An 8255-nucleotide genomic window follows, 5' to 3' on the forward strand; every position below is an offset into this window, starting at 1 on the left:
CACTTTATCTAAAAGGTTTGCAGCCAATATTCAATTGTTAAAAAGTTTCCATTCTCAGTTTACAGATTTTTATGCCCAAAACGCTTCATTTTTATGAATCGTTAAGGCGTTTCTATTGTCAATTTTATCAAATTTTAAACTAAGAAAATGAAACCAAACAAAAAACTAAAACTAATTGCTGTGTTGTTGTCATGCATTTCAACATATGCACAAAAAACTATAAAAGGAACAGTTATAGACAAGCAATCCAATATACCTATGGTAGGAGTAAATGTTATTGTTCCTAATTCAAAAGCAGGCACAGTTACAGATTTTGACGGAAAATTTCAACTTCAGTTACCTGAAAACAGCACTACAATTGAGTTATCTTATATGGGATTCCAAACTCAAAAAGTGAATATAGATGAAAAATTGAATTACACGATCTATATGACATCCGGACAGGGACAAAGTCTTGATGAAGTAGTGATTATAGGTTATGGAACACAATCTAAAAAAGATGTAAGTTCCAGTATTCAATCCATAAAAACCAAAGATTTACCTCAGGGAACTTCTTCTAGTTTTGAAAACAGTCTTCAGGGACAAACTCCCGGAGTAAATATAAGTTCATCATCTGCCACGCCGGGTAGCGCTGTGAGTGTTAATATCCGCGGGGTTTCTTCTATTTCAGCCAGCAGCCAGCCTTTGTATATTATAGACGGAATTCCTGTAGTATCCAGAAACAATTCAGCATTGAATGCAAATATACAGCCGGTTAATCCTTTAGCGGATTTGAGCCCAAACGATATCGATTCTTTTACAATTTTAAAGGATGCTGCCGCAGCAGCAATATATGGATCAAGGGGTGCAAATGGTGTAATCTTAATTACCACAAAAAGAGGTAAAACTGGTAAAAGTACTATAGATGTTAATTACTATACTTCGTTCGCACAAATTTCGAAATATCCAAAAATGGTTGACAGCGAGAAGTTTAAAAAGTTTTTTAACACCGCTGCAGAATTTGACGGACTAGGTTCTGATTATTTTGACTGGATTGATACTTCAAAAGGAATCAATACCAATATCTACGATGAAATCTTTAGAGTTGGTGTAACCCAAAATTTAGATCTTAGCGTTAAAGGAGGAAGTGAAAAAACAAGCTATTACTTAAGCGGAAACTATTATAATCAGGAAGGAATTCAATTGGGGCAAGGCTTTAAGAGATTAAGTGCCCGCATGAATCTGGATCATAATATTAATGAAAAATTCAAAGTAGGAAATACATTTTTTATAACTCGTAGTAATCATCAGCGAACAATTGGCGAAAATGATGAATATGGAGTGGTAATCAATGCGCAAGGCTGGGATCCTACTGAACCAATTTATGATGAAAATGGGAAGTATACCAATCCTTTTAAATACAACACTTGGTGGCCGCTTGAAAATCCTGTGCAAATTGCCAACGAATATAAAAACACTTCTCAATCTACACGTTTACAAGGCTCAGCATATGTTGAATGGAAAATTATTCCGGATTTAAAATTTAAATCTTCTTTTTCATTAGAATATTCCAACTTGGTTGAAGATTCTTATGTTCCTTCTGGTACAAATAAATCGAAAACAGGTGAGGGAATTTATGCCACTTATGAAGAAACCAACTGGCTTGTAGAAAATACATTAAACTACAATAAACAATTTGGCGAAAAGCATAATTTCGGTGCCATATTAGGCTGGACCATACAAGAAAATGAAACCCGTTTTTCTGATCAGTCAGGTGTAGGTTATGCAACCAACACAACATCTAGTATTTCGGCGGCAAGTACGATCATAGCTAGTTCTTCAGGTAGAAACCAATATGGTTTACAATCCTTTTTTGGAAGAGCAAATTATGTTTACGATGACAAATATATTACATCATTTACTTTGAGGGCTGATGGTTCTTCTCGTTTTGGTGAGAATAATCAATATGGTTATTTTCCTTCTGGATCATTAGCTTGGAGAATTAATAAAGAGAAATTTTTTAAAATTGAAAGCGTATCTGATCTTAAAATTAGGGCGAGTTACGGACTTACAGGAAATCAGGAAATTGGATCAAACTGGAGAGGAACTTATACTTTGAATGCAAATTATAATGGAGTTCCGGGAATAGCGCCTAACCGATTGGAGAATCCGGATCTGGGCTGGGAAAAAACAAAACAACTCGATATAGGTTTAGATTTAGGATTATTTAAAAACCGAATTACTTTAACGGCTGATTATTTCAATAAACAAACCGATGATCTTTTGTTGCAGGCAAAAGTTTCGGGACTTACAGGTTTTAACTCTGTTTATCAAAATGTTGGCGCTATAGAAAATAAAGGATTTGAATTTGGAATTAACGCTGCTGTTTTTGATGGAAATGATTTTAAATGGAATACAGGTATAAATCTAACGCTGCTTGACAATAAGATTAAAAAATTAATCAACGATGGAGAAGAAGTAGGAAGAAACCATATCCTTAAGGAAGGACAAGAGGTAAGTACTTTATATTTAATTAAATTTTTGGGTGTTGATCCACAAACGGGAGATGCAAAATTTGATGACGTAAATAAGGATGGAATTATTGATTTCTCTGACAGACAAATAGTTGGTGGCGCATTGCCAACGTATTTTGGCGGATGGAGCAATAACTTTACCTACAAAGGATTTACCTTAACAGCAAACTTCATGTTCTCTGGTGGAAACAAAATATTCAACCAAAGCCGACATGTTTATGATAATTATGGTTATACAAAAAGCGGCATTCCATATTCTAACATAAGCGAAAGAGTATATGATAATTATTGGAGAACTCCAGGCCAAATTACAGATGTGCCAAGACCTTCTACAAAAGATGGACAAATGCAGCGTTTTAGCACGCAGTTTTTAGAAAATGGCGATTATATCAGACTGAAAACGTTAAGTCTTGCTTATAAATTACCTTCAGATGTTATTCATAAAATAGGTTTGAATAGTCTTTCTCTGTATATACAAGCTCAAAATTTATTTACCATAACCGATTATTTAGGTTTCGACCCAGAGGTTTCGACAAATACTTCAAGTCAGGAAGATTTAAATATTCTGCAAGGGGAAGATTTTGGAACTCTAGGTCAGGCACGCACCTTTACATTAGGATTAAGTACAACATTTTAAAATTCGAAATCATGAAAAATAAAAAGATATATTTATTCTTGTCCATGTTACTTGCCTTTACAGTTTTAGGATGTGATGATGTACTGGACACTAAATTAGATGATGAAATTCCGGCGGCAACTGCCATAACAGACAATATTTCACTAAAAGCAGCCGCTGTTGGATTATATGATGTGATGCAAAGTGGTACTTACTACGGTGGCGAATTTATATTGGCTCAAGAATTAACAGGCGGAAATGCTGATGCAACAGGTTTTCAGGAACGTTTTACGCAATTGGACAATGCTATTGTGCCGCCATCAAATGCTTATATCCAAAGCAATTGGGTAAATGTTTATACGCTTGTTAATGCCAGTAATTTGATTTTGCAGAAAATGGAAGAACTTCAGCTGAAAGATGATAATTCTAAAGGAACTGCCCTTTTTTGCAGAGCATTAGGGCATTTTGATGCTTTGCGCCAATTCGGGCAATTTACAGATCCAAACTCAAAATATGGTATTCCTGTTTCAACTAAATATCTGGATGCAAAATCGGCGCTTGAAGTTTCAAGGTCAACTGTTGCGCAGTCTTATCAGCAAATTATTTCAGATCTAAAAGAAGCTGTCGCAATTTTAAAATACGACAGCAATAGATTTTTTATTACAAAGGCTGCTGCCGAAGCGTTACTTGCAAGAGTTTATTTATATCAAGGAGACTATGATAATGCTATACTATATGCGAATAAAGTAATTAGCAATAGTACGTATAAATTAAATACAAAATATAATGATATTTATGATGTTGAAGGTTCAGCCGAAGCTATATTAGAGTTACAATTTTTAGGTATCGACGGTAATAGCTTAACGGAGTTTTTATCAGTTTCACCGCCAGAAGTTTCTGCTGATTACAGTAGTTTTTTCAAACCAATGGACGATGACAATGATCCAAGAAGCTATAAATATTATGATTCAGGAAAAGAAGTTTACTGCGATAAATATGGAACCCGCGACAGCGAAATAGATGGTAACGCAATCATCATCAAACTTTCAGAAATTTATCTGATTCGTGCAGAAGCATTGGCAAAAAAAGATCCTCAAAATTTAACCTTGGCTTTGTCTGATTTAAATGTTGTGCGTCAAAGATCTTTACCTGCCCAGCCTTACACCTTGGCAGATGTTCCAAATCTAGATGCTTTTGTCAATATTTTAATTGAAGAAAATAAAAGAGAATTAGGCTTTGAAGGACATCAGTGGTTTACTTTAGTAAGACTGGGTAAAGCAACCTCGATTTTAAATATTCCTGCTTTCAGAACAACTTATCCGATACCGCAAAATGAAATTACCATTTCACGCGGTAAATTAGAACAAAATCCGGGATATTAAATCCTATTGAAAGCTGCTAAAGCGGAGTTAATCTATAAAAAATGTATTCCGCCTAGCAGTCTTCTTCATAATCAAAAAAAAAGAAAAAATGATAAATAAAATGCCATTTGCACTTTGTATACATGGAGGTGCTGGTGTAATAACTCCCGAGAATCTATCACAAACCGATAAAAAAATAATAAAAAATGACTTAATCCTTGCTCTTAATGCAGGAGAAAAAATTTTAGCAGAAGGCGGTAATGCTGTTGATGCAGTAGCTGCTGCCGTAGTAGCTTTAGAAAACAGCATTCATTTTAATGCAGGAAAAGGCGCGGTTTATTCCCGTGAAGGGAAACATTTGCTCGAAGCGTCAATAATGGATGGTGCTACATTAGAGGCCGGAGCGGTAGCAAACAGTATGAAAATAAAAAATCCCGTTTTATTTGCCAAAAGCTTATTAGAAAATAAAGATCTTATAATGATTTCTGGTGTAGCTGCTGATAATTTGGCAGAACAAACTAATCATGAATTAGTAGAAAACGATTACTTTGACACAGATTTTAGAAAAGAACAATTTTTAGAGGCTAAAAAGATTTCTGAAACCGCAAGCTTTCTGGATCACACTAATTTAAAGATGGGAACAGTTGGTGCTGTTGCTATTGATAGAAATGGTAATATAGCCGCAGCAACTTCAACAGGAGGAATGACCAATAAATTGGACGGGCGCATAGGCGACTCTGCCATTATTGGAGCCGGGACTTATGCCAATAATAAAACTTGTGGTGTATCCTGCACAGGGGTTGGAGAATATTTTATAAGAGCTACGGTCGCTTCAATGGTCTCAAATTTAATGGAATTTGGGAAAATGTCTCTCGCGCAAGCCACTGAAGTAACGATCAAAGGACATTTGACACAGCTGGGAGGAGAAGGAGGACTTATCGCAATTGATAAGCATGGAAATATTAATTTTTCATATAATTCTCAAGGAATGTATCGCGGTTTTATAAATGAAAAAAAGAATGAAAAAAAGGTATTTATCTGGGATGAGGAAGAGCTATAATCAGGCACTTCTAACGTAAATTGCGACTCCCAGTGAAGAAAAATTAAAAATGTATAAAAAATGAAATTAATCCAAAAATTTCCAGACACAATTACCATTATTTTAGTGATAACTGTTCTTTTTATTGGTTTAACATGGGTAATTCCTGCAGGAGAGTTTGATAGGACTATCACAAACAATACCGAGAAAATTATTGCAGGCTCTTACAAACATGTATCATCTTCACCGCAAGGGGTTAAGGCTTTTTTAGAAGCTCCGATAAAAGGTTTTATTTCGGCATCACAAATTATTGCATTTGTGTTTTTGGTTGGAGGCGCCTTTTCAATTATAAACCTGACAGGTGCCATAAATGCCGGACTTTTTAATGTAATTGAGTTTAGCCAGAAAAGGCCAAAACATAAAATTTTCATTGTTCCATTTTTAATTGTATTGTTTTCTTTTGCTGGCGCTACTTTTGGTATGAGCGAAGAAATCTTAATCTTTATTTTGATTACTGTACCCATGGCAAAAGCCATGGGTTATGATGCAATTGTTGGTGCCGCAATTCCTATTGTGGGGACTGGTGTTGGTTTTGGGGGCGCTTTTAGCAACCCGTTTACTATTGGTATTGCGCAGGGTATTGCACAAATTCCAATTTTTAGCGGAATGGAATATAGAATTTTTGTCTGGTTTGTTTTAACAACATGCGCCTGCGCCGTAATTACACATTATGCTGTAAAAATTGAAAAAAATCCTCAAAAAAGTTTATTATTTGGCATTACTGATGAAAAAGATATTAATCACGAGGTACCAGATTTTAAATTAGATGGACGAAGAAAAATAATACTATATGCGCTTTTTGCTTTAATTTTCATATTAATTTATGGAGTGAGTAATTATGATTGGTACATAAACGAAATTGCGGCTTTGTTTTTGGCCTTAGCCATTTTTGTTTCCATTATTTACAGAATGTCAATGTCAAAAGCTATCGATGCCTTTGTGTTAGGAGCCAAAGACATGATGACTGCAGCTTTGGTAATTGGGCTGGCCAAAGGGCTTTTGATTATTGCACAGGAAGGCAAAATTATTGATACAATACTCAATTCCATAGTGGCAATAACACAAAATACACCAACCGCTGTATCTGCAGAATGCATCTTTTTTTTCCAATCGTTTTTAAACTTTTTCATTCCGTCAGGATCTGGACAAGCTTCGTTAACCATGCCTATAATTATTCCAATTTGTGATGCATCTGAAATAAGCAGGCAAATGGCAGTACTTACCTTTCAATTGGGTGACGGCTTTACAAATCTTATCATTCCAACAAGCGGTGTTACAATGGGAGCGCTTTCTTTGGCTAAAATACCATATAGTAAATGGTTCAAATGGATGCTGCCAAGAATGTTGGTATTTTTAATAGCGTCCATGCTGCTGATTCTCCCTCCGTTGTATTTGTTTAATTGGTAAATCATTCTAAAATGAAAATATTAGCGATAACATTTCTGTTTATTTTAAGCGCTTGTTCTTCTGAAAACAATTCCGAAAATCCAGTTCCGCAAAATCCAGAAGTAAAAAACTACCAGTCTTATTTTACAGGAAATAAAGTGGATAAAATCACGACTCCCCAAGGCGGAATTTGCTTAATGGGAGGAGCGGCCGAAAATGATGAAGCAATGAAATGGTTTTTAAAAAGAGCCGATGGCGGAGATGTTTTGGTATTAAGAACTTCCGGGTCTGATGGTTATAATTCTTATTTATTCAATTCTTTGGGCGTTGCTGTTAATTCTGTTGAAACTATTGTTTTTAAAAACGCCAAAGCAAATTCAGATAAATATATTCTGGAGAAAATAAATAATGCAGAGGCGATTTGGTTTGCCGGCGGTGATCAATGGGAATATATTTTGTATTGGAGAAACACGCCAATTTCTGAAGCAATCAATAATGCTATTACAAACAAAAAAGTAGTTGTAGGAGGAACCAGTGCCGGTATGGCCATTCAGGGAAGTTTTTATTTTTCTGCTCAAAACGGCACGATTACTTCTCAGGAAGCACTATTGAATCCTTTTGATACTAAAATCACAATATCAAAAGATCCTTTTTTAGACAATGTAATATTAAAAGATGTAATTACCGATACGCATTATGATAACCCAGACAGAAAAGGAAGACATGTTACTTTTTTAGCCCGAATTATAAACGATTATAAAATTCAGGCGAAAGGAATTGCTTGTGAAGAATATACAGCGGTATGTATAGACGAAAAAGGAATTGCGAGAGTCTTTGGAAGTTATCCTTCAAAGGAAGATGCAGCCTATTTTATAATGCCTAATGACGAAATTGCTGATAACAAGCCAGAAGTTTGTAAACCAAACAATCCTTTGCAATGGAACCAGAATCAAGCTGCAATTAATGTTTACGAAGTTAAAGGCACTAATGCCGGAACTAATACCTTTAATTTAAATAACTGGAATGAAGGTAAAGGAGGTATATGGAAAAAATGGTTTGTAGAAAATGGCAAACTAAAAGAGTAGAAAATCTCAAAAGAATGTATTTTAATTAAGTTTTAAAAAGAAAATATCAATAAATTAAAGATGTATTATTATCATCAAGAACACAATAAATTCATGCTGAAATTAAATGTTAAGAACGAAACGTCAAGACTTCGTGCAGTAGTTTTGGGTTCAGCCGTTCATAATGGGCCAACTCCTACAATTGATGAAGCCTAT

General features: G+C 35.0%; 5 protein-coding genes and 1 pseudogene. All 6 read left to right on the forward strand.

Going from position 1 to position 8255, the window contains the following annotated elements; genetic code table 11:
• Positions 1-147: 147 nt before the first annotated feature.
• Entirely contained in the window at positions 148-3150 is a 3003-nt protein-coding gene (locus BUC29_RS19515) for a SusC/RagA family TonB-linked outer membrane protein (RefSeq protein WP_073418017.1), read from the forward strand.
• Positions 3151-3161: 11 nt separating this feature from the next.
• Positions 3162-4511 (forward strand): RagB/SusD family nutrient uptake outer membrane protein, encoded by a 1350-nt coding sequence (locus BUC29_RS19520; protein WP_084538689.1) that lies wholly within the window; start codon positions 3162-3164, stop codon positions 4509-4511.
• Positions 4512-4599: 88 nt separating this feature from the next.
• The gene (locus tag BUC29_RS19525) at positions 4600-5550 is read left to right on the forward strand and encodes an isoaspartyl peptidase/L-asparaginase family protein (RefSeq protein WP_073418021.1); all 951 of its coding nucleotides are present in this window, start codon (positions 4600-4602) and stop codon (positions 5548-5550) included.
• A 60-nt stretch (positions 5551-5610) separates the two neighbouring features.
• On the forward strand, positions 5611-6996 hold the full coding sequence (locus BUC29_RS19530) for a YfcC family protein (RefSeq protein ID WP_073418023.1): 1386 nt from the start codon (positions 5611-5613) through the stop codon (positions 6994-6996).
• A gap of 11 nt (positions 6997-7007) precedes the next feature.
• Entirely contained in the window at positions 7008-8060 is a 1053-nt protein-coding gene (locus tag BUC29_RS19535; protein WP_073418025.1) for a cyanophycinase, read from the forward strand.
• Positions 8061-8153: 93 nt separating this feature from the next.
• A pseudogene (locus BUC29_RS21735) lies at positions 8154-8255 on the forward strand (amidinotransferase); the annotation flags it as partial.

The sequence above is a fragment of the Flavobacterium defluvii genome (assembly GCF_900129555.1).
Lineage (GTDB): Bacteria > Bacteroidota > Bacteroidia > Flavobacteriales > Flavobacteriaceae > Flavobacterium > Flavobacterium defluvii.

What these genes read in the sequence shown, in the direction of transcription:
- BUC29_RS19515 (WP_073418017.1), top strand. Translation starts at nt 148, where the DNA reads ATGAAACCAAACAAAAAACTAAAACTAATTGCTGTGTTGTTGTCATGC.
- BUC29_RS19520 (WP_084538689.1), top strand. Translation starts at nt 3,162, where the DNA reads ATGAAAAATAAAAAGATATATTTATTCTTGTCCATGTTACTTGCCTTT.
- BUC29_RS19525 (WP_073418021.1), top strand. Translation starts at nt 4,600, where the DNA reads ATGATAAATAAAATGCCATTTGCACTTTGTATACATGGAGGTGCTGGT.
- BUC29_RS19530 (WP_073418023.1), top strand. Translation starts at nt 5,611, where the DNA reads ATGAAATTAATCCAAAAATTTCCAGACACAATTACCATTATTTTAGTG.
- BUC29_RS19535 (WP_073418025.1), top strand. Translation starts at nt 7,008, where the DNA reads ATGAAAATATTAGCGATAACATTTCTGTTTATTTTAAGCGCTTGTTCT.